General features: G+C 57.8%; 14 protein-coding genes and 3 pseudogenes. 7 read left to right on the top strand and 10 right to left on the bottom strand.

Annotated features, from left to right (window positions below):
- Positions 1-422: 422 nt before the first annotated feature.
- The gene (locus tag ACYP33_RS04415; protein ID WP_459619960.1) at positions 423-1811 is read right to left on the bottom strand and encodes a DUF4087 domain-containing protein; all 1389 of its coding nucleotides are present in this window, start codon (positions 1809-1811) and stop codon (positions 423-425) included.
- 145 nt (positions 1812-1956) lie between these two features.
- Positions 1957-3726: a hypothetical protein gene (locus ACYP33_RS04410; RefSeq protein ID WP_459619958.1), complete on the bottom strand. Its 1770-nt coding sequence runs from the start codon at positions 3724-3726 to the stop codon at positions 1957-1959.
- A 341-nt stretch (positions 3727-4067) separates the two neighbouring features.
- Between ACYP33_RS04410 and ACYP33_RS04405 the strand changes: the two genes are divergently transcribed.
- The gene (locus ACYP33_RS04405; RefSeq protein ID WP_459620173.1) at positions 4068-4448 is read left to right on the top strand and encodes a helix-turn-helix domain-containing protein; all 381 of its coding nucleotides are present in this window, start codon (positions 4068-4070) and stop codon (positions 4446-4448) included.
- 54 nt (positions 4449-4502) lie between these two features.
- Here the strand turns inward: ACYP33_RS04405 and ACYP33_RS04400 are convergent, their stop codons facing one another.
- The 7 genes from ACYP33_RS04400 to ACYP33_RS04370 all read right to left on the bottom strand — a co-directional run bounded on the left by ACYP33_RS04400 (position 4503) and on the right by ACYP33_RS04370 (position 10493).
- Positions 4503-4802 carry a hypothetical protein gene (locus ACYP33_RS04400; protein WP_459619956.1) on the bottom strand — a complete coding sequence of 100 codons (300 nt, stop codon included), beginning with the start codon at positions 4800-4802 and terminating at the stop codon, positions 4503-4505.
- Between the two features lie 94 nt (positions 4803-4896).
- A complete protein-coding gene (locus ACYP33_RS04395; RefSeq protein WP_459619954.1) occupies positions 4897-5703 on the bottom strand; it encodes a DUF4942 domain-containing protein in 807 nt (268 codons plus the stop codon).
- Positions 5704-5768: 65 nt separating this feature from the next.
- Entirely contained in the window at positions 5769-6776 is a 1008-nt protein-coding gene (locus tag ACYP33_RS04390) for a hypothetical protein (protein ID WP_459619952.1), read from the bottom strand.
- Complete coding sequence (locus ACYP33_RS04385) at positions 6773-7678, bottom strand: recombination directionality factor (RefSeq protein WP_459619950.1); 906 nt, start codon at positions 7676-7678, stop codon at positions 6773-6775. The genes ACYP33_RS04390 and ACYP33_RS04385 overlap by 4 nt, the downstream gene beginning before the upstream one ends.
- A 59-nt stretch (positions 7679-7737) precedes the next feature.
- Entirely contained in the window at positions 7738-8733 is a 996-nt protein-coding gene (locus tag ACYP33_RS04380; RefSeq protein WP_459619948.1) for a YqaJ viral recombinase family nuclease, read from the bottom strand.
- Positions 8734-8804: 71 nt separating this feature from the next.
- Entirely contained in the window at positions 8805-9770 is a 966-nt protein-coding gene (locus tag ACYP33_RS04375) for a DUF932 domain-containing protein (protein ID WP_459619946.1), read from the bottom strand.
- A 117-nt stretch (positions 9771-9887) separates the two neighbouring features.
- The gene (locus tag ACYP33_RS04370; protein WP_459619944.1) at positions 9888-10493 is read right to left on the bottom strand and encodes a hypothetical protein; all 606 of its coding nucleotides are present in this window, start codon (positions 10491-10493) and stop codon (positions 9888-9890) included.
- 831 nt (positions 10494-11324) lie between these two features.
- Between ACYP33_RS04370 and ACYP33_RS04365 the strand changes: the two genes are divergently transcribed.
- From ACYP33_RS04365 to ACYP33_RS04350, 4 genes and pseudogenes are all read left to right on the top strand, one after another.
- On the top strand, positions 11325-14120 hold the full coding sequence (locus ACYP33_RS04365; RefSeq protein ID WP_459619943.1) for a type VI secretion system Vgr family protein: 2796 nt from the start codon (positions 11325-11327) through the stop codon (positions 14118-14120).
- Between the two features lie 42 nt (positions 14121-14162).
- Positions 14163-15716, top strand: a complete 1554-nt coding sequence (locus tag ACYP33_RS04360) for an N-acetylmuramidase family protein (RefSeq protein WP_459619941.1) — start codon at positions 14163-14165, stop codon at positions 15714-15716.
- The gene (locus ACYP33_RS04355) at positions 15703-16374 is read left to right on the top strand and encodes a hypothetical protein (RefSeq protein ID WP_459619939.1); all 672 of its coding nucleotides are present in this window, start codon (positions 15703-15705) and stop codon (positions 16372-16374) included. The genes ACYP33_RS04360 and ACYP33_RS04355 overlap by 14 nt, the downstream gene beginning before the upstream one ends.
- Before the next feature lie 12 nt (positions 16375-16386).
- Positions 16387-16806: pseudogene (locus ACYP33_RS04350) on the top strand (transposase); the annotation flags it as partial.
- Positions 16807-16905: 99 nt separating this feature from the next.
- Here ACYP33_RS04350 and ACYP33_RS04345 read toward each other — a convergent pair.
- Positions 16906-17188 (bottom strand): annotated as a pseudogene (locus tag ACYP33_RS04345) (transposase); the annotation flags it as partial.
- On the opposite strand from ACYP33_RS04345, the pseudogene ACYP33_RS04340 reads away from it, so the two are divergent.
- Both ACYP33_RS04340 and ACYP33_RS04335 read left to right on the top strand, forming a co-directional pair.
- Positions 17175-17561 (top strand): annotated as a pseudogene (locus tag ACYP33_RS04340) (IS30 family transposase); the annotation flags it as partial. The pseudogenes ACYP33_RS04345 and ACYP33_RS04340 sit on opposite strands and share 14 nt — an antisense overlap.
- Before the next feature lie 158 nt (positions 17562-17719).
- Positions 17720-21676 (top strand): DUF4365 domain-containing protein, encoded by a 3957-nt coding sequence (locus ACYP33_RS04335; protein WP_459619937.1) that lies wholly within the window; start codon positions 17720-17722, stop codon positions 21674-21676.
- Positions 21677-21800: the final 124 nt, after the last annotated feature.

The following is a 21800-nucleotide window of genomic DNA, read 5'->3' as shown; positions in this document are numbered from 1 at the left end:
AGCCTGATCTGACCACTGAGTTCCAACACCGCGAAAGTGCGTGCCCTAGGCTTTGCGAACCGGAAGCTGCTCGGGCACTTGGAGCGTAGTTAGGAATTGAGAGGAAATACTTCGGAATGGGTCCTTTCGTTCGGGATACCACTAGTACTTGAATGACTGCTGTGTCGCTGCCACCATGGTTTCACGACCCAACAGCGACCGACCGCAATCCGCTGCAAAGCAGACATTGCTCAACAAAACCCGAATGGCAGCAACGGGTTGAATCCGCAGTCGGAAACGGACGCTGAGATCGATGGATTCGATGCGGCTAAGCGTCTTGGGTCGAGTTCAAGAAGGCTGGTCAAAAAAGAAAATGCGAGGACATGCTCCTGCACATGTCCTCGCTTGGCCGGCTACGGGCGATCGAGAATACCCCTTGCCGCTCAGTTCAAGCTCTTGTCAGCGTGGCAGATCGAGTTCGCGATGGCCTTGCCGCCAAACACCCGCGTGATCCGCTTACTGGCTTTGTCCGTCGCAACGGATAGGCAACCGCACGTGTCTCCTTTTTCGGTGGCTGGCATTTGATCGATTCCTGCTGCGACCCCTGCGGCCGTTGAGATGCCCCACACACCGTCTCGATCACGTAGCGTCAGATTTCCGCCTGGAAGGTCGTTCTCGATCCACCCGCATCGCTTCTCAGCCTTCGACGGAGCCTGCTGAGAGCTGCTGGTAGCTTGGGTTGGCGAAGACGACGGCGCTAGCGCGCTGGTGGGGCCGCTTGCCGTACTCGAGGCCGTAGAGTTGCTAGCCTGATTGGCATGAAGTGAGTCGAGGTATGCACTCGCTGCCTTATCCTCGCCTCCAGCCGAGGCCAAAATCGACTCATCGCCCGTGCTGGCATTGCTTCCACCAGACATACGCGCCTTGCATTGCGCCACAAGCTCCTTTTGCTCTTCCTGAAGCAGGGAGATACGGCCTTTTTCTTGTGCGAGCGGATAAGCCGACTGGTGCACACAGTCGGCGACTTGGCGTCCGAATTGATTCATGCGATCGAGGTCGTCCTGATTCTGCACCACGTCATCGGCGTACTTCACTTCGGTACGGATGTCGTAGGTGTATTCGTCGTCCGGATAGGACGTGGTTTTTGTACCCGTGAACTTGCCGTTGTCGTAGGTGCCCTGGGTGATGAAGGGCTCTTGGCCAGGGCGACCAGCTCGGTTGTAGTAGTCGCCGTTCAGGATGCCCTGGCTATAGTTCGCGTCGATGGTCAGTTCTCCCGTTTTCGGATCCCAAACTTTCGATTCGCCATCCAGCTTGCCGGCGCTCCAATTCAAGGAGCGGATCGTTTTCTCCGTCGAGGGAAGCACCTGTTCTGTCTGACCGTCGGGCAGGCCTTGCTTGAACTTGGCAGTCACGATGGCGATCTTGCCGTCCTGGCTGTAGATCTTCATGTCGCCGGAGAGCGCACCGTCGTCGAACGCCGTGCTGATGCGCACGATGTCCGACGCGGCGGCGTTACATGTCGTGTCGCCGTCCAGTCGGCCGTCTTTGATCGACACGTCGCAGAGCGTTTGATACAGGGCGAGACCGTTGCCCGTGTCGAGCATCGAGAGCATGCGATCCATGCCCTGTTGCGAATTGAACACCACGCTGTACGGAACGTGAGTCACTTTGCCGTTGAACGGCGTGTTGGCATCGCCAGCATAGATCTTTCCGTCAACGATCTGGGCGTTCCGATAGTCAAGAACGTGGTTGCCGCATGCCGAAAGCATGACGCAGGTCGTCGTGATTGCGATGCCGAGCCTGGTTGCGCGAGTGAGATGGAAATTCATGGTCGGTGGGTAGAAGATGTTGATCGAGGTGCGCGGAAAACGGATGAAATAAAAAAGCCGACCGGGCGTGATGCTCGGTCGGCGCACAGAGCCACGTAGGAGAGAGCTACGGGCGCGAGGTAAAAAGATCTGTCGAGATCTGGACTTACTGAGCAGCGGTAATCACGGCGTTCAGCGCACTCGTGAGCGATGCCGGCAGGCCGGACGAAAACTGGATTGCCTTGTCAGCGAACGAGGTCGGATACAGCCAGCCGATCTGCAGGTGTCCCTGACGCAGCGCCACCACCAACTTCGCCCCAAGCACGAGCGGTCGCAGCCGGCTGCTGCTTGCGGCCAGCCCAGCAATGCTAGTGGCCGGCACGTCGAGGATCAGCACGTTCGGGTTGGACGCATCGATCGCCCACGTCGCAGCTACGCCGTTGATGGATGCGGTTTGGTTAGCGGAGAGCGTGAGCGCCGGGATGCCGACGTTCCAGCCTTGCAGGGTGAGGCCGACGGCTTGCTGAACGGACGTGTACGTCGTAGTCGCGTTACCCGAGGTCATGACGATGGTGCTGCCATCCAGGTACGCGGAGTACGAGCCGCACACGGCACCGTTCTGAACGGTCGCGTTGTCACACATCGGTACCGACACAGGCAGCTCAATGCGATCTGACGCATAGCTCTGAATTCCCAGGTACCCGGTCGTTCCCGCGGGGAATGTGGCGCCGGTCAACTGAGGTGCATCGGCGAAGTCGTAAAAGCTCGACGCGACGGGTGCCGCCGTTGCCAGCGGTTGCCCGGACAAGTCGACCGACCGAAGCTCGTAGGTGAACGCGATGCCCGACGTCGGATCGGTACCCGACAACGTCGTACCCGTAGTCGAAAGCGGGAGGGGCGCGAGACGTTGCGTCTCCGTGATGAAGTTCGACCACGAACCATCGGCCTTGAGCACGTATGAGCCGGTGAGGCCGTCGTACTTGCCACCGTTGTAGGCGCCGAGCTGGACGTTGGTCCAGGTCGAGCTACCGACCGGCAGGTTTTCCTGAGCGGTCGTCTGGAGAGCGCCAGTGACGACTTGGCGCACGTTTCGCACCAACGCCTGGTTGGTGGAGCCAGGCGTCGAGTCGGAGCCACCGAAGAACGATACGAGGAAGTCCACGAAGCTGTACGTCGGCTGCGAGAGCACCTGAGAAGCGTCAGCAATTTGGTAGACAGGCTTGGCGGCCTGAGTCGCGACATCGGCCGACGTGATCGTGCTCACGCTGCCTTTCACAACCATCGCATTTAGCGCATTGCGCACGGTGTCGGCGCTTACCGCCCCGTTCGCGGCAAACGTGCCGAGCTTGTCCACCACCTGTTGCGCGAGCGTCGTGGTCGTGGCGTCCTGGGCAGCGACGTAATCGGCGTTCGGATCGACGCTTCCGCCAACCAGGGCTTGCACAGCGGCTATCGCTTGAGCGCGGCTCAGGCCTGCCTGCATCTGAGCTGCAACCAGCGAGGTGAGCGGGCTGATGACCTGCGTGCCGGCGCTCTGCACCACCTGAGAGAGCGTGAATGACGCCGGAAACTGGAAGCCAGTCGGGCGCGCCAAGTCATTCGTCGTCGTCGTGACTTGAACCAGTAGCGTCTTACCCGTTGCGTCGCCGCTGTACGGGATGGAGAACTGACCACTCGAGTCAGTGGTAGCGCTCGGCTCGCCGGCGTCGCAGGTGCCGTTACCGTTCAGATCCAGGCAGACCGTCGCGCCGACTAGGTAGCCATCGATGGCTTTCCCGGTGAGTGCGGCGGTGGGCTGGGTCGAGGGCGTGCCGGTGCTGCCCGTGGATGATGATGCGGGGGCGGAGTCGCCACCGCCGCCGCAGGCGGCAAGTGCTGTTGCGACAGATACGGCCACGGTGAGTTTGGTCAACCTCGGATACGCGATGAATTTCATTTTTATCTACCTGTAGGAATGCGGGCGGTTCGGAGCCCGCGCGTGCTGAACACATAGGAAATCTGGCTAGCCATCCCTCGAGGCCACGGCAAGATGGATTGACCTCGATCGGAATAAATTGCCGATCTATATTTCGGCGTTGCTGATGTGAATGCAGGGAACGGTGAGCAGACGTCTACTCCGCGTGAGGCGTCAACTTGCATACAGCCAACGACGGGAGGTACGAGGCCGCCGAATAATATTCTCTATGCCGAATATTATTCCATATGAGGCCCTTCTTGACATAGTGCGAAGAACAGACACTTCCTCGACTAACGAGGAGGGCATCAAGCTTGACCAACATGGAACAGCTCACGCGGTCGATCGGCGTGGCAATTGCTGCCCGTCGGAAATCGCTTGGACTGACACAGGAGGCGTTTTCCGAGCTGATTCAGATAGAGCAATCGTCGCTATCTAGAATTGAGAGGGGCGTTCTTGTCCCCAGTCTCGAGCGCCTCGCTGGCATTGCGGACAAGTTGCAATGTCGCCTCTCCGACCTGTTTGACTCAGCAGGCGCTGCCCCCTTGGACCGGGCGATGAGAATCCAAGGAAAGTTGGTCAATCTTTCATCTGCGCAGCAGGAGTTGGTTGAGCGCATCGTTGATGACGCGCTGGCTTTGCTTGATGCCCCAGCGCGCCGCTCTAGCAAATCCGCCGCGAAGCAAGGTCGGAAAGGCAATTGATTTGGCGTAGGCGGCGCTCACTGCTTGCGGTGCGACCTGAGCACCGAGTTTGTATTAGTAGTCGCTCGGTAACAGCAGCGTGGTGATCGAGCGATCCCACTCCGTGATGACCCATACGACTTGTCCGCCCGGTAGCGTGTAGCTGGACAGGAGCACTAACCCAGCCTCGAGGGCATGCTCGTTCTGTTGACGATCCGACTCGGGGAGGTCGCCCCAGTCGCCGCGCAAGTGACGCAGCAACAAATCAAACATGATCGCTGACGAGTTCTTGCACGCCTGCAGGGCGGCGGGTGTGGCGACGATTCGCCCGAGCTTGAAGCGCGGGCCGGCATGATGCGTTAGGGATTGATTCATTGCGACTTCCAGGAAATAGACGAGCACCGGCCTCCGGGCAAAGCGGATACCGATGTCGTTGAATGGATAGGGAGTTCGACGTGACGCGTGCCAGCTACCGCGCTTCCGAGGCAAGGGCGTTCGGATGGTGCTTCGCGAGGATCTGGTTCATGGCACTGACCAGGTTAGGGCGCTTGAAGGTCAAGTGTCCGTTCCCGTTCTTAAACCAGCGCAGGTGGAAGTAGTCGTTCTCGGCTTCCATCTGCCGCGTTCGCTGCGCATCTGAGATGAGGCTGTAGATCCCGTGTCGGTGGTCCGGTTCGGGTTGGGCATCGAGCACGCTGAACACGCGGAGCAGGTCATCCAGTTCGTCGGTGACACGGTGATTGGTGCTCCCCTGCAACAGCAGGTACTTCACGATGATGCGCTTGCTAAACTTGAACGGCTGGTTGGTCTTGTAGTTCCACGAGAGCCGCCGGAAGCACTGGAGCACGCCGCGTTCGAACATGTCGCCTCGCGCGCCATAGAGCTGCGTGAACGTGGCTTCGATATTCGCGGCCGTCAGCTCGGGTACATCGCCTTCAGCAATCTGCCGGCTCCACTGTTCGCGGGCCTGAGCGTCCATAAAAGTACGTAGCCCCGATTCCTTCAGTAGGTAATCCCAGCCGCGGATGTCGATGATTCGCACGACTGCAGCTTCTGCCTCATCGCGTTTTGCATATTCTCCCGTGATGGTCGGGCGCCCACGGCAGCCGTAGCTTTCATCGAGCACGAGCCGAGGGAAGCCAAGGTGCGCCGACTTGGCAAGCTGCTGGGCTTCGTCCAGCAGGTCGAGGGCGGCGCGCACGCGATCGACGACGGCGACGCGTTGATTGGCGAGGTTCGCGATGCTGATGCTTTTGACGAGGTCGGTAGAGTCCATGTTTCATGAGCAGTGAGAAGAGAAGTTGGGGTGGATAACAAAAAGCCGGGCGCGAGGCCCGGCTCCTATGTCGTCAAGTTGTGCTGTGCAAGCTCGCGTCGTAATGCCAAGGCACGCGCTTGCGAACAGGCAAGATGGATACGAATGTCCGCTACGGTCGGGCGTAACAGGCCGGCCGCAATATCTCGGCGCAACTGAACCAGCGTGTCGTTGGTCGATTCGACGTGTGGTGACAGGGCTGCTGGCTGAATAGGCGGAGGGGCGTCGTTGCTACTAACGGTCTCGCGCGCAGAGGCCACCGAAGTGACGGAAGCTCCTGATTGATTCAGATCCGTCGCCATGACGACAGAATTGGCGTCCCCCTGATTGGCAGAGAGGGAGTGCGACACCGAAGGTCGTATCGTCGTCGTCCACAACACGCAAGCCACGCCTTCAAGCACCGCTGCAAATGCCAAGCTCGTCAGCAAATCGATACGCGCGTTGGTGGTGCCGAGTAACGCGGCGAGTCGCGACGTGATGGGATCGACGAGTAACATGTCGCGCCGCGATACGGTTTGATCCATCGCGACCTGTTGACGACGGATGCTGTCGGCTTCGGCATCCAGCGCCTCGATCTTCGCTGCGAGCGTGGCCCGACGCCCATCCAGCGTCACGCAGTTGCCCGCGCAGTAACGTGCGTTGGCCGCGGCGAGTTGAGCCGTTACGGCGGCGCGCTCCTCCATGACGGTAACGAGACTACGTCCTCCCGTTACGGTCGGCGCCGATGCTACCGTCGCAGCACGTTGTTCCCCGGCATGCAACTGGGCAAACGCGAAGAACTCCGCGTGACCGTAACACGCAGCAGCCAGACAGGCGGCCCAGAGCAGACTGCCTACTATGCGCGCAGGAACCGACACGCCCCGGATCAACGCCGGCAGCAGATGCGCGCTGATGACGAGCACCACGCCGATCGCAATCCAGGTGAGCCTTTCCGGGAGTGTGCCACCGCGCTGCCAGCCGGCTAGAACAGAAAGGCTGAGCGCGGTGGACGTCGCCAGGATCGCCAGCATGAGCGCCCAGCGCTGAACGTTCATGCGGCTTTACCGTTCAGCAGGGCGGCTTTGTGCTCCAACTTGCCGCGCAATGTGCTGGGCGCGTTGGCGGGCGCATTCCCGTCGGTCTCGAAAATCGCGGGATTCCCCGAGAAGAACTCCTCGGCCACGGCGGCGCGCTCGTCCGGGCTGTCTTCGAATGCGCCATTGGCGAATCCGAGTTTGGCCGCGGCATCGAGCGCCGCCTGGTCGAATCCAGCCGCTCGGCGCCGCGTGTCCAACTCTTTTGCCTGCACGAGCGCGTCTTCCAGCGTGCTGCCGGAGCGAACTCCGAGGTCGACGTAGTAGATCGCCGCGCGGTAGCTTTGCGTGGTCGACTTACCGCGTAGCTTCAGTTCCAGTTGCAGGCAAGCGAGCAGGTCGCCAGACAGAGCGCGGAAATAGTGCAGCCGAGCCGCTAGCGTCCGAATGCTGTTATAGGACGTGGTGCGCAAAATAAACGAACCCATCTCATCGTCGTCACCGATGAGCACGTTCAACCGCGCATAAGGCTTGCAACCGCCCTGGCGTCCGAACAGGCAGCCGTCAGGCGACGGGCAAGTGAGGGTTTCGATGCCGGCATCCGTTGCACGCCGACATGTCTCGCCGTTGCCGACGCATACCGGGCGGCCGGTATCGCGATCAAACAACGAGTAGTCGGCGCGCAGGTTCAGATCCGGGTCATTGAACAGCATCCGAACGGGTATGGCGCGGAGCTTGCCTTGTGTTGCCTTGCGCAGGCTTTCGTTGAGCGGGTGCAGCATCCACTCGCCGCGCTGCTGCACTTGGGTGGTCAGGGTAAATTGGTCGTCTTTCTCGGGAAGACGTTTGCCGTTCTTTTCAACGATGCGTCCGATGGAGATACGCCCGATGACGGGCGGCGTCACTGCGAGACCTTTGAGCATGATGAACCTGTAGAGAAGGGGTAGGAGAACTGCTAGGTAGTTGAGATGGCGCACTGTTTTCACGAGGACACGAGAAAACGTCGGGAGCCCGGCTTCGATATGACGTACTGCTGTTGAAGAGCCGGGTGATCGGCCAGCAACCGATCAAGATCGATCGACGACGAATCCCGGCTGCGCTTGAACGACACCGAGCCGGTCTCGAACATCGCTCTCGTGGCTTCGCCCATCGCTTGCTGAAGCGTTTGCTTGAGCTGCGCCTCGAGCTTCTGGCGCGCCTCGATTTCGGCGCGCACAGCGACGAGATCGGCGAACACGGACGACAAACCGCGATCGCTGCTGAAGTCGATCGCTTCGCCGTTGCCTGGGTACAGATGGCGTAGTGCGCGATCGGCTGATTCCGATCCATCTGCCGGCGGCGGCGTATCGGACTCCACGAACTGCCAGAAACGCGCTTCGAGCTCGATCAACCGTCCGATCAACGCGTCGTCACGCTCGATGCGATGGACTTCGAGGGCTTGTCCGCACAACAGCACGGCAACATGAGCGGCTGCCTTGCCGGTGACGGCGAGCTGATGCTGAACCTGGACCTGTACGTATTCGGGCACGCCTTCCCGCCAGAGCCGAGCGCCGAATTCGCCAGCGGTCTTGCATTCCAGAATCTGAACACTGGGAGCGCCGACGACCTCACGGTCGATGTTGGCGAGCATCCACGGGATCGTGGAATGCCGAAGCACAGCGTTGACCTTGCGGACCTTGTTACCGGTTTGCTGCGTGTAGACGGCGGCGACGATGGGTTCGAGCAACGTCCCCCAGTACGTCGGGGCCGTCGTGTCGGCGGGATCGGGGCGGGCCATTCCTTCAGCTCGCCCGGTCTTGTCGAGCCAAAGCTCCAGTGCGCTCATGTAGGGGTTGAGACCGACGGCGGCCGCGGCATCGGAACCACCGATACCGGTACGACGAACCGCGAGCCAATCATCCCGGCTCAAGTCCTGCGTTTTGACGAGCCGCAGCGCAGAGCGACGCTTGCGTGGATCGTCAGGTTGAATTGCAGCCATGGAGCCTCCTAGAATTAAAAAAGCCCGGCAGGCGAAACCTGACCGGGCTGAGATGGTGGAAACGGGATGCGCTACACGACCAGCTTGAGCGCTTCATCCCAGGCCTTTTGCTTGAGCGTGGCGCCGGCGCCGAACCAGGCCGCGTCGAGACGGTGATCGCCGCTACGTGCGCGTCGGTGGTGATCGACGTACTCGGTAACGGCATTGAGCAAGCCCCACGCAGTGCCGGATGCCGATGCCAGCTCGGCGCCCTTGCCGCGGCCTGCGTACAACTGGCCGACTGCCTTGATGGCTCGCTCGTTGACCGCCACGGTTTCGCGATCCGAGGTGTTGGCCGTCGAGTAGGTCAACACGCGCCGCAGGAATGCCTCCGCTGTGGAGTCGGTGAGCCTGCGTTCGGAGAGCGCCTTGGTGCGGACCATGAATGCGTCCCACGACGACACCGCGATACCGAGCTGGCGTTTGACCGCTTGCGCATCGAACTGCGAACGGTGGGGAACCTTGACGACGCCGGTGCTATCGCCGAGCGCGATCTGGAGGGTGTTGTTGCAGACCACGCGCACCGAGGTGAATTGCGCAGTCGTGGCTAGCGTGCCGTCACAGGCGGTGGCGAGCAGCAGATAGCCGCCGATCTTGTCCTTGCCCTTGAGCGCGCCTGTGTGTCCGGTCTTGGCGAGTGCCCAGAGCTTGCGGCCTTCCTTCAGCACGCCCGCCGTCTCGAGCTCGAAGCCGCCGATCTCGGTCAGATCCCGATAGAACTCGAGGATCTCGCGGGGCTGCACAACCTGGTATCGCGCGGAAACGACCGAGAGCGGCATCTTGTTGTCGGAGCGATACAGCACCTTTTGATCGGGAAACGCGTGAATCGCCCCGATACCGGCTGCGCCCGTCACGAAGCGGACCTCGGACGACTCGATCGTCCAGTTCATGCCGGCGCGATCGGCCCAGACTTCGAGCGGTTGATTGGCGACGAGGCGGTTGCCCAGGCCGTGCCACGGTTCTTGGCCCACGTAGGCCATGGTCTGTACGAGATGCATGGAAAACTCCTGTTCGATAGAGATGGCATAACGCCCGGCTGATGCCGGGCAGGTTCGATTGAATGAAGGGGAATCGGAAAACGCGGACTGCGAGAACAATCGCGGCGAGCGCCGCGATTAGTGGTACTGCGCGCCGAAGGACTGTCCGCACGACAGGCACCGGTAGTTGTCCAGGAAGTTGTCGTCGAGTGCGCCGCCGATCGTGGAACCGGCGACAGAGCCTGCTGCACTGCCGAGCAGGCCAGCGAGCACAGCGCCAGTCAGGCCACCGAACACGGCGCCGATCGGGCCGCCGATTGCGCCGACAGTCGCGCCAGCTTCTGCGCCGGACAGGGCCATGGCGACACCGCTGGTGGCGCCCGCGACACTGCCGATCGTGGTGCCAGCTTTACGGCCGATGTTGAGCGTTTCGACACGCGATGAGCCGCAGTGCGGGCAGTGATGCGTATCGAGGAACGAGGGGGAGGCCTCTCTTGCGCAAGGTGGCGCATACGAGAAGTAGTCGGCGGCCTCAGCCTCGGAACCAGCATGTTGAGGATTTCGCTCGACGGCCGAGCGGCGCGCTGGGACGAACGGCTCGTTGTCGCTGTCGTCGAAATCATCGAGATGCCGTGCAGCGTGCATTTCGTGCGAGTCGACATCGTCGACGAAAGAACGAGGGGATTGCGAGAACGGGTGGTCGGTTCCACCGCGTGACGATGGCTGGCGCGGTGCAGTGCGCATCGAGTAAGCCGGAGTAGGGGGGAAGACGTCCCAATCGTGGTCGGGTGGACCGACTTGTTGGAGTGCGATTGGGGATGAAGCCGAGACGCTGGGGTGCGGCAGGTTTGGCGGGCCTGGACGGCGCCAGCGCCTCATAAGCAGCGTGAGAACGACCGCGATGAGCACTGCAGCCAGTGAGCTACCGATGGCAATTGCGAGAGAGAGGTGCATGAAAAACTCCTGAACGAGGTGCGCCGACGCGTGAAGGCAGCAGCGGAGCAGCCGTATTTGGCTTTGCTCAGGAAAGTGATATGTAAGTGAAAAAAACTAGATCGAAAGGAAGAGGAAAAGATTTTTGTTCCGCTGATTAAATGCAACGACGACTGATCCTGTTGATTTTTACAGGGCGAGCATTGTCGTCCATTTCGAAATGGTCAGTGGTCGCCGATCCAGAATTTTCAGATGTCGTGGTCTGATATAATTTTAGGTGTTGGACCAGTATTTGCCGATGTCTTCTCGGATGGTCCAATTTTCAAAGACCCGGCAGGCTTCTCTGTCAATCTCTCGCTGGATTTTTTCTTTCTGTGATGCGATTTTATTAAAAACTCGCGCCGAATGCTCTCCCGTACTAATCGCACACGTTCTAGTCGCCGCTGATTGAAATATCATAGAGGCAAGTGTCGATAGCCGGTTCGCTGTTGTAATCGCTTGCAGCGGGCCATGGCAGCTTTCGACTCCCAGAGGGTAGCCACGATCGGCCCTAGTAGTTATCCTCGCCAGCACACGTAAGGGGGCGGCCGCCCCGATGAGAGATAGCCCTTCGGGCGCACATCAACAAGAACCGGGTAGTACATGAACTTGACCGATTTGATTCAGGCGCTCCGGGGCGGCCTGATCCAACAAGATCGTCTGGTGAAGACGGACATTCCATCGTTGCCCGACAACGCGCTCGTCCCACGCCGTGCCGTGACCTTTTCCGAGCTTGGCCGAGACTTCGGTGTCACGCTCGATATGGTATCGGCGGCGAGCGACATTGAACTGAAATCGCTGATTGCGCAGCCGATGACGCTGTGGATTCAGCAGGTGGACAAGTCCTACTTGCCGATCAACGGCTATATTCATACGGCTCGCCGACTCGGGGCAGAGGGCAGTCAAGCCAGCTATCAATTGGCTTTCGCTTCGTGGATGCACTTCCTGAAATTCCGGCGCGATATGCGATATTGGCAGGATCGAAGTGTCGATGCGATCCTTACCGACGTCTTCAATGCCCATCCGCAGGCAAGCGGAAAATTCCAGTTTGTGCTGTCAAAGCCGCTTCCATCGCGTTCGTATTGCCGTCAGAGCGAATCAGACTGGAGCTTTGCGCATCGTCTGATGGAGGAAGAAGGGCTGTTCGGCTTCTGGAGGCAGAGCAAGGACGGCAAGTCGCATACGCTGATCGTCACCGACGACGTTCATTCGCTTGATGAGATCGCGCCCAATCCTATTGAGTTTTACAGATCCGGCACGGGTAGCGAAGCGGACGCATTCACGCAGTGGTCGGGTTCGCGGACATTGCAGAGTTCGACGCATACGACGCGCACGTTCGATTACAAAGCACCTTCGTCCATTGCCAATCCTAAAGGTACTACCCTGCCGACCGTGGCGGGACAGGGCAATCTGCCGGAGCAGACGGAGGTCTACGAATATACGGGCGCTTACACCTATCCCAAACATGATCGAGGCGAGCATCTTTCCAAGGTACATCTGGAAGAATGGGAATCACGTGCCAAGCGTTTCACCGGAGCGGGTGGCGTGCGCGGCATCGACGCAGGTTTGCGGTTCGAACTGAGCGGTCATCCTGAGCACGACCACGATCCAGCAGGACAGCGCGAATTCGCGGCGATCAAGGTCTGGCGCTACATCGAGAACAACCTGCCGCTGTCGGATCAAGAGACCCGCTTTCCGCATAGTTTACAGGCCAGCTTGGCGCAAGCGCAGGCCGAGTATTCGGGCGTGTCAATCAAACATGACGACGGCTCAGCGGGGTTCTATCTAGTCGAAATCGAAGCGCAGCGCACCATAGTTCCCTACCGTAGCCCGTTTCAGCACAAGAAACCCGAGATGCACCTGGAGACAGCAATTGTCGTCGGGCCGAGCGGCGAGGAGGTCTATACCGACGAGCTAAATCGAGTGAAGGTGCAGTTCGTCTGGGACCGCCTGAACGAAGGCGACGAGCGTGCCTCATGCTGGGTGCGCGTCGCGCAGTCCGATACGGGGGGCGGGTATGGTGGCGTCCATATACCGCGCGTGGGAGAAGAGGTCTTGATCGGCTATCTCGGAGGAGATTGCGATAGGCCGATAGTCTTGCATCGCGTGTACAACGGTAAGGTCAAGCCACAATGGCATAGTAACGGGATTCTTTCGGGTCATCGCTCCAAGGAATACGGTGGCAGCGGTTACAACCAGATGGTGATGGACGACGCGACAGGCCAGAACCGAGTCCAGTTGATGAGCAGCAGCGCGAATAGCATGCTGCACTTGGGCTACCTGATCGACCAGAGCGAAAATACGCGCGGTAGCTACCTGGGCAGCGGGTTCGACTTGCGAAGCGATGCTTATGGGGCCGTACGTGCTAGCCGTGGCTTGTACGTTACGACCTATCCTAAGGCGGCGAACACTCAGCCGCTCGACATCAAGGAAACGCAGCAGCAGCTCGTCAATGCCGAGAGCCTCGTCGAATCGCTGTCGGACATGAGTGCGCAGCACCAGGCCGAAAGCCTGCAGGATGCGCACGACGCGATGCGCGCGCTGACCGACGCGACGCAGCACACCGTGACCGGCGCGACCGCATCGGGCGGCAACACGGCGGGCGGCGGCACTGGCAGCGCGAACGCGTTCCAGCAGCCGGTGATGGTGTTCGGCAGCCCGGCCGCGATTGGGCTGTCGTCGCAGCAGTCGGTGCACGTGTCGGCGTCGCAGCACGTCAATCTGGTGAGCGGGCAGAGCACGCATGTGGCGGCGGGCAAGTCGCTGATCGCCAGCATCGGCGAGAGGCTGAGTCTGTTCGTGCAGAACGCGGGCATGAAGCTGTTCGCTGCCAAGGGCAAGGTGGAGATTCAGGCGCAGTCGGACAATCTCGAACTGACCGCACAGAAGACGGTGAAAATTCTGTCGGCAACGGATTTGATCCAGGTTGCCGCGAAGCAGGAGATCCTGCTGACGTCGGGCGGCGCCTACATTCGCATCAGGGGCGGCGATATCGAGATTCACGCACCAGGGAAAATCGACATCAAGGGGGCCGGACATACGTTCAGCGGGCCGACGAGCATGCCGTATTCGCTTCCGTCATTGCCCGCCAGCAAGATCGTCCAGAATCCGGACCATCTGTACTCGCAAACCTTCGATGTCTCGTCCGTCATCGAAAATCTTGGCATTGGCAGGAAGCTGAGTTCGCAGGCTTACCGCATCTACATGCCAGATGGCACGATTCAGCAGCAGGGGACGTTGGCGAATGGCGAAACCGCCGTGGTGCAGACGGCCCAGGCCACCAAGGTGAAGTGCGAGATTGGCAGCGGAGATTGGGGGGCGGTCGAGGATTCTTATGATCATGAGGACCTGGACGACCAGCAAGTTGACGACGACAGCAGCGATCAATTAGAAGCGTAATCGTCTCGATATCAATTGCATCCGGATTTAATGGGAATACAAGTGGCACACTCGAACAGCAAAAAGGCAGCTGCCCCCAAGGCGCCTCCTGCTCCATTTGTGGAAGCAACGTTTCTTTTCCGTGACGTGCTGCGCAAGCCGATCGAAGGACTTTCGATACAACTGAAGGTAGGGCAAGGAACCCCGCCTGCTCCAAAATGGATTACGGGGCCCGATTCGACGTTGGATGTGCAGCCTGCTGCACCCACACCCAATTCTGCTTCGCCCGGAGCCGCGCCTGCCCAGCCTGGATCTTCCGCCAGTACGGCGGCCGCCGCATCGGCGCCGGCAGTAGCGCCCGTGAAATCAGATTCGAATCCCGGCACGGTTGCTGCCTCCCCGTCTGCAACCGGACAACCTGCCGCATCGCCTGATGCTTCGCTGGTCGCAAACAACATGTTTGAGGCAACGACCGACAAGGATGGATTCTCGGTAACCATCACGAATATTGCGCGCAATCAGCCGGTGGACGTATTTGTCAAGAACAAGCGTGGGGAATACGTGCTGAAGGCTACGGTTAAGCCCAGCAAGGACATTAGTGCATTCACGATTGTCAGCCCGGAATACCATGTGGACGCAACCACTCAGCTGACCGCGAAGGACGAACTCGAACAGAATCTCGACCTCCCCGTCGTGAAGGACGGAGAGGTCATGACGATCGAGAGGTTGGTCAAGGATTTTGGGCAATACATCGGGTGGATCCAGAAGGTTACCGAACAAGGTCAGGTCAAGAAGGACTTTCCAGCGCGCAACAAGGAAATTGTTGAAAACCCGAAAACTCATAAAAAGACAACAAAAATAACCATCAGCCATCACTACAAGGTGGTCGACACCGGCAATCCGAAAACAGTGTCTTTCGGCGTGCTGGGATCACGGCTGAACTATCCGTCGCCCGCGTTGTTTTCCGAGGATCAATATAAGCATATCGCGACGGAGTTGGGGGTCGAGGTGGCGGCAGTAAAGGCAATTGTTCAACAAGAGTCGGGAGGGCATCCATTCATGGAAAACGGATTGCCGCAGATTCTCTATGAGAGGCACTACTTTTTTAATATATCTGTAGAAAAGTTGAGGCAAAAAGAAAAGGAGGAAAAGGGCAAGGAGAAGCCGGATGCAAGCAAAAAAGGAAAATCCGCGACGCACAAGAAGAAAAAGATAGAAAATCCATATCCCAACTTTCCTGATATCTGCTTTCCTCAGCGGGGCGGGTACGGCCCAGATGGACTTCATCAATACGAACGTATGATTCGCGCCGCAAGCCTGGATCTTGATGTTGCGCTGAGATCGTGCTCATGGGGGGGATTTCAGATAATGGGGGATTATTACGCCTCATGCGGATGTTCATCCGCGATTGATTTTGCAAATAAATTTATCTCTGGAACAGATGCGCAGGCGGAGATATTTATTTTATTTATGAAGAATGTGAAATCTGCTGCCGTTGATGGGCTGAAGACGCATGACTGGCGAGCTGTTGCGAGTTCGTACAACGGGGGAGGCTGGGAGAGCTCCAATCCTGATTATGCTACAAATTTGGATAAATATTATCGTGAATTTAAATAAAATCGCATTTTTATTTTTTTTGGCGAGCATTTGCAATGCTTCCTTTGCGGGGGAGGCAATGCTCTTTGATGAGCCAAATTTTGTTGCATATCAAGATGGGGGTAAGGTTTACGGATTTTATGATGCGCGAGATCCAAGATTCTCATGCTCGTTCTTTTTTTACGAAGACGGAAGTTCCGGATTGAATGAGATCGATGGATATAGCAACACCGGGCTATCGACCTTCGTGCCTGGAGGCAAGATTTTTTATTACAAGGGGCGAAACAAGGGTTTTGATATTGCCGCCAGTCTTTATCGAGATGAGGATGAATGGATGGTTCGGACAAAATCAGGGCAAGCTGGTTGCGAGAATGCCGCAGGATCTTTCCTGGCAACGCCGAATAACTCTATTGGATTTAGTTATCATGTGGAAAAAAAGATTTCCGCGCTTGGCATTCGATTGGTTGAAAGAAAAACAATTCTTCACGATATGAGGAATGGCGAATTTATTCCGAGGAAAGGCTACTTGACGACGAGGGATAGTGTTGTCTTGATAGATAGTCGCCTGGACTACTCCCTCGTTCGATATGTGAATCCCTACGACAACTCCAAGAATCAAGGCAAGGTTGTAACTGGTTGGGTCAAATCCGGAGATCTTGTCAACCCGTTTCCGAGGTGATCGATACAGACGGATGGGGCGACGCACTGGAGTGTGTGTTCTGCTGCTGCACAGACCGGAATTTCGAAGAGTTCGGTGGCGCGCTATCTGTCGCTGTTCGGAGTGCAACCTCATTGCTCGAAGACCTTTAAGCTTTCTACTGACCCGTACTTCGTCGAGAAGGTGCGCGATATTGTCGGGCTGTACATGAGCCCGCCGACCAACGCCCTGGTGCTGTGCGTCGACGAGAGGAGCCAGTGCCAGGCGATGGAGCGTATCCAGCCGATGTTGCCGATGGGATTGGGGTACCTCGAGGGCGTGACGCATGATTACGTACGGCATGGCACCACGACCTTGTTCGCTGCGCTCAATGCCGCAACAGGAGAAGTCATCGCGCAGTGCAAACCGCGCCATCGACATCAGGAGTTTCTTGCCTTTCTGAACTACATTGAGAGCTATCGTCGAAAGTGGTGTACGGTGGACGGGCGGAATTTTGAGAAGGCGGTGGTGGTTTTGTACTGACCCAGCCAAGCCTGCACAGGTTAAGGGTCGCTAACACAAGTCATCTACGAACCTCGCGCAGATGACAGCGGCAGCCAGGACGAGCAAGGCGGCATGAATATCGAGGCGCCGCTCGAAGCGAATTCGAAGCTTGTCGAATCCGGCGAACCAGGCATGCGTGCGCTCGACTACCCAACGATGCCGCTCGAGCCGCTCGCGACTTTCGACACCGCGGCGAGCAATACGGGCCTTGATGCCGCGCTGTCTCAGATAGCTCCTGCAACGAGTCATACCCTTTGTCAGCGTGCAGTTTGGTCGGTCGCTTGCGCGGCTGCACGGCCCAAGACGCGCTGGAAAGGTTCAGCCGTCCGTTGAAGAAGATGCCGGCGTTCATGCGTGAAAGCCTGACCTACGATCGTGGCTAGGAGATGGCCTGTCATCGCGAACTGGCCGAGCGGCTGAAACTGGACATTTGGTTCGCGGATCCTTACGCGCCGTGGCAGCGCGGCAGTGATGAAAACACCAACGGCTTGCTCAGACAGTTTCTGCCCAAGGGAGCTGATCTGTCAGGCGTGACGCAGACGCAACTCAATGACATCGCCAAATTGATGAACGGCCGGCCGAGGCAAACACTGGATTGGAAAACACCGGCGGAAGCTATGGAGAGCGAGCTGGTTGCCCAAAAATTAATGAACCGTTGCACTTGATTCTTGAGGCCGCCCCTTCCTACCCCCTGTAAGCTTCCCAAGTGGCACCATGCAAATGATTCTTCGGCACGGTATCTGACCGCACGGTGAGCGCGTAAAATGGTCATCTCTTCGAAAGCAAGGCGGTGCAATTGACTTCAGACTCGGAAAAATTCCCAATGGAAGGGCAGTCCAAGGAAATTGGACGTTACGCGAGAAGTGTGTTCAATAATGCAAAGCCTTCGTCATGGATAGAAACTGACCTCGCTGGCGACACGGATTTTGGATTTGATTATCAGGTTCAGGTAAAAGACGGCGATGTTGTCAAATACACTTTTCGAGCCCAGTTGAAGGGCACTACTGTTCCGAAGTGGATAGCGGGCGGAGACACGCTGTCGTTTCCTCTCGATGCGTCGACGCTAAATATGTATTCGAACACTCCGGAGCCAACTCTTCTGGTTGTTTGCGTCGTCCCCGAAACTCTGCCACGACCATTCGAAGGCGAAACGTATTTCGTTTGGGTCAACGAAGCTTTGCCAGAAAAATTTAATAAGCAATTTGCCAGCGGACAGCAGCAAGACACCTACTCAATCCATTTGCCTGCTGTAAATCAGCTTACCCCCGAGACGGATCTGACGCAGTATCTGCAGTCGCATGCTACGCGCATTCGAACAGCGACGAGCCTAAGCGAGATATTAGCTGAGTCGGTCGTGAACGGGCCGTATTCAGTAGAACCACTTCAGCTTCTGGAATCCTCTCTGTCCAGCCGACCAATTCTCGCTGCTGCCCTAATCGACCAACCGGAAATCTGGCCAGCACCAGCCCAGGGAACCGCTGTTCAGGCTCTGCTTGAAATCGCTGAGAACATGCGCCATGGCTCTTGGGATAGAGCCGCAGACCTTCATGGGAAAGTGAGCACAACGGGGTTGAGCAATGAGGAGCACGCCGAATATTTATTTCTGCACGGCAGACTCCTCAGTCGTAAAGCGCTATTTTCCGAAGCTGAAGACAAATTCGAGCAGGCACATAACTTATTTGCAGAACGTGACATCTACCTGGTTTCTGCCATCGAAGCACACGTCGCGGCGCAAGCAAGTGAGGCTCCCCCCATCGTCGCTTCTTTGATTTCCCGTCTGGAGGGAAGAAATTCTGTCGTCGCAATCACGCTGCGTGCAAAACTCCTGGCGCTTTCCGGAGAAACGGCTGCATCCGATGAGCAATTGCAACTGCTCTCGCCTGCTGATCGAGCCACTCCGACTATCGTATTATTGGTCCACAATACCAAGTATGACGATGCGGTAAATGCAGCTACTCTCGCCCTCGAGTTAGATGACATTAAGCAACGTGACCGGGCTCTGCTTCTAATCCTGCGAGCGCGTTGCTACTGGTACGAAGCAATTGGCCCAGTTCCAGACGAAGCCGAGCTTCCCCTTTATGGCGTTCCAGGCATCGATGTCTCGTTGCTCAAAAAAGCATGGGCTGACATATCTGAGGCCCTCCCCATCCTCGCGTCGCTCAATTGGCCGATTAGCGGTGACCTCTTCGCCGATCTGATAGCGAGTGTGGCGTTGACCCTGGGACATGGCAAAGCACTGCTTCCTGCCATGGCGAGCGCAGCAGATGCGCTCCCATGGTCCGAGGAAGTGCAGCGGGCTCATGAGACGCTCTGCATGGCCCTCGGGCGTGCGGATGAGGCATTGATAGCAAACAAGCGCCTGCCGCCAACCCCCGTTAATTTGGCCCGACGAGTGGGGCTACTCAGTCAGGCGGAGGAATTCAGCGAATGCGCGACGCTGACCGAAGACCATCTGAGTGAAATTAAGAAGTCCAACCGGATGGTGCCAGTCGCACTAGGGATGGGTGCGGCGGCAGCGGCCAGGTGCAATCGACCTTTAGTGTCGAAGAACCTGCTTGCAGAGCTATCCTCGAATCCGAAGTGGACCGAGTATGCAGCTTTTTTCCGGGGCGCAATTGACGCGCAGCGAAGAGGCAACGACGTCGAACAGTGGAAGACGTCACTCAAGAGCCTTCGAAACGAATTTCCTGACTGCGAGCTCATTGCGCAGAATTTAATTTCGCATCTGAATCCGTATCGGCCAGACGAAGCTGAGACCTTGTTGCAAGTCGCATCCTCGTTGAGGACGTCCCAGTCATTAGGCTTAGACGACACTCAAAAGACCGTGCGAGCTCTTCTCACGCTGCAACGTTGGGCAAATGCTCTACGCGAGACAGAGTCCGCGCTTGACCGCTTTGGTTCGTTGTCAGGTTTGCTGGCCATGCGAGCCATCGCACTGGACAGATCCGGAAACACTGCCGCCGCACTGGAGCTATTTGAAGCGGGCATCTCGGCATCAGATGCCGCTAGCGAGTTGCTGCACCACTATCTCGGCGTCTGTCTCCGGCTATCGATGTTTGACTCAGCCAAGTTAGCCATCACCAGCTTGCTCGAGCGGGCTCGGAATGCCGCCGACATCGTAGAACTCAAACGCTTGCATCTCATTATTGCGGGTGAGTCCGATGTACCGGAGGATGAATATATCGAGCTTCTGCGCGACTTCGCTGCGACAGTTGATCAAGACGACGCCGAGCAAGAAGCACTGTACCTCAGCATCCTAGCTCACTCTGCGGTTGCCCGCGGCGTCAGACTTCCTGAGGACATGGCTGCAGAGTTTACTGTTCGGAGCAATGCCTACACCGTTTCCTTCCCAGATTCGAAGCAATTCGCTGTCATCCGCACGCCCGAGAACGCCAAGGGGGAAGAGCTTCTCAAAAGTCTTGAACCCATCTTGGGAGACTGGCGGGCAAGGAGCAGGGAATTTCTCCGGCGCGAGCGCGAACTGAGGGATGGCAAACTGCCTATTCCCTACATCACCCGGCCTGGATATGCCTTACATTACATTGGTGACCCACTGACATTGTGGGAAGTGAGTAAGAAGGTGTCCGCCGACCAGCGCCAATTCTTGCTCACGATGCAAATTGTGCCGGATGAAAACCCACCGGCTCGCCAAGCGTCAATGCCCCCCGCGCTTGATTTAACTGCGCTCATGGTTCTAGACAGCCTCAACCTGCTAGATGTTGTGCTTCGCGTTTGGGACAAGGTCGCCGTCGGACAATTCACGCTTTCGTATCTGTCTCAGCTCGCAGGCAGTGGTCTGGAATCTGCCAGGGGAACCCAGTCTGCCAAGCGCATCTTGACCTTCATTCGCGCGAATATAGCGTGCATTGAACAGCCGCGCGTTGAAATCCAGATACAGTCCGGTCGCCTTCACCCTCTGCATCTCGTAAAGGAAGCGGAAGCACTATGTCGCTCCGGCTACAGCCTATGTATAGACGACGAGCTGCTGAGACTCACATTCAAGAGATCGATAGGCGCCGTCGATTCGTTCTGCACACTCGATTTGCTCCGATGGGCCACAGAATCCAAGGCGTTGCCCATCGAAACCGTGTGCCAGGCTATCGCGCAGCTTTGCACGTGGCACGTCGGGGTTCTAGTCCCAGTTGACGTGTTTCTCGCGCCGCTTGCCGGAGAATCTCTCTCTAGCGGCTCGCTTCGACAGGTCGCCCAAAAGCTTGAGGAAAACGAACTGTTCACCGTTCTTTCTCGCGCAGTTTGGTGGCCCGATAAGGATTATGCTCAGATGCTCGATCACATCAGCGCGGTCGTCATCGGTATGCTCGAAACAGCGGGCACGAGTGATGAACTCATCGCTGCGGTCTGGAGCGCATGGCTCTCAAAGATTCAGTTCGCACGAGATGGCTCCGGTCAAAGTGAATATCGTGCAGCCTCGCTTTTTTCTATCGCCAGCAATATTCCAAATTCTTCTGCGCGAAGGGTCTGGAGTGCGTACAAGTTCACTGTGGAACTCGAGTATGGCGAACGAATGGACAAAGACAAAGAAAAATATGCCATCCAATGGGCAGCGGAATTCTGCAGCGCGATAGCGCTGGAGCATCCTTCGTCCAACAGTGAAAAGGTGATGGAGAACCTCCAAGGCTGCATGGTTGGTGGCACTGAAGAGGCAGCGTGGTTTTCAAGCGGGCGCCTTCACTCGATTGAGGGTCTCGCCCAACGCGACCGAAAAATAGTGCAAGACACGCTGGAAGCCGCGCAGAAATCGTTGAAGAGTACGAGTTAATGCTAGCGGCCGCGAAGCTTAGAACTGCTAACACAACCTGGACATGAAGCTGCGGACGTCGTATCGTGGTGGCAGCACGATTGGACGAGCGTGAGCGACACGCCGCGCGCCGCGGCCGGCAGGA

The sequence above is a fragment of the Burkholderia sp. 3C genome (assembly GCF_054589155.1).
Note: the sequence above shows the minus strand (reverse complement) of the source record. Positions and strands in the feature narration are given on the sequence as shown.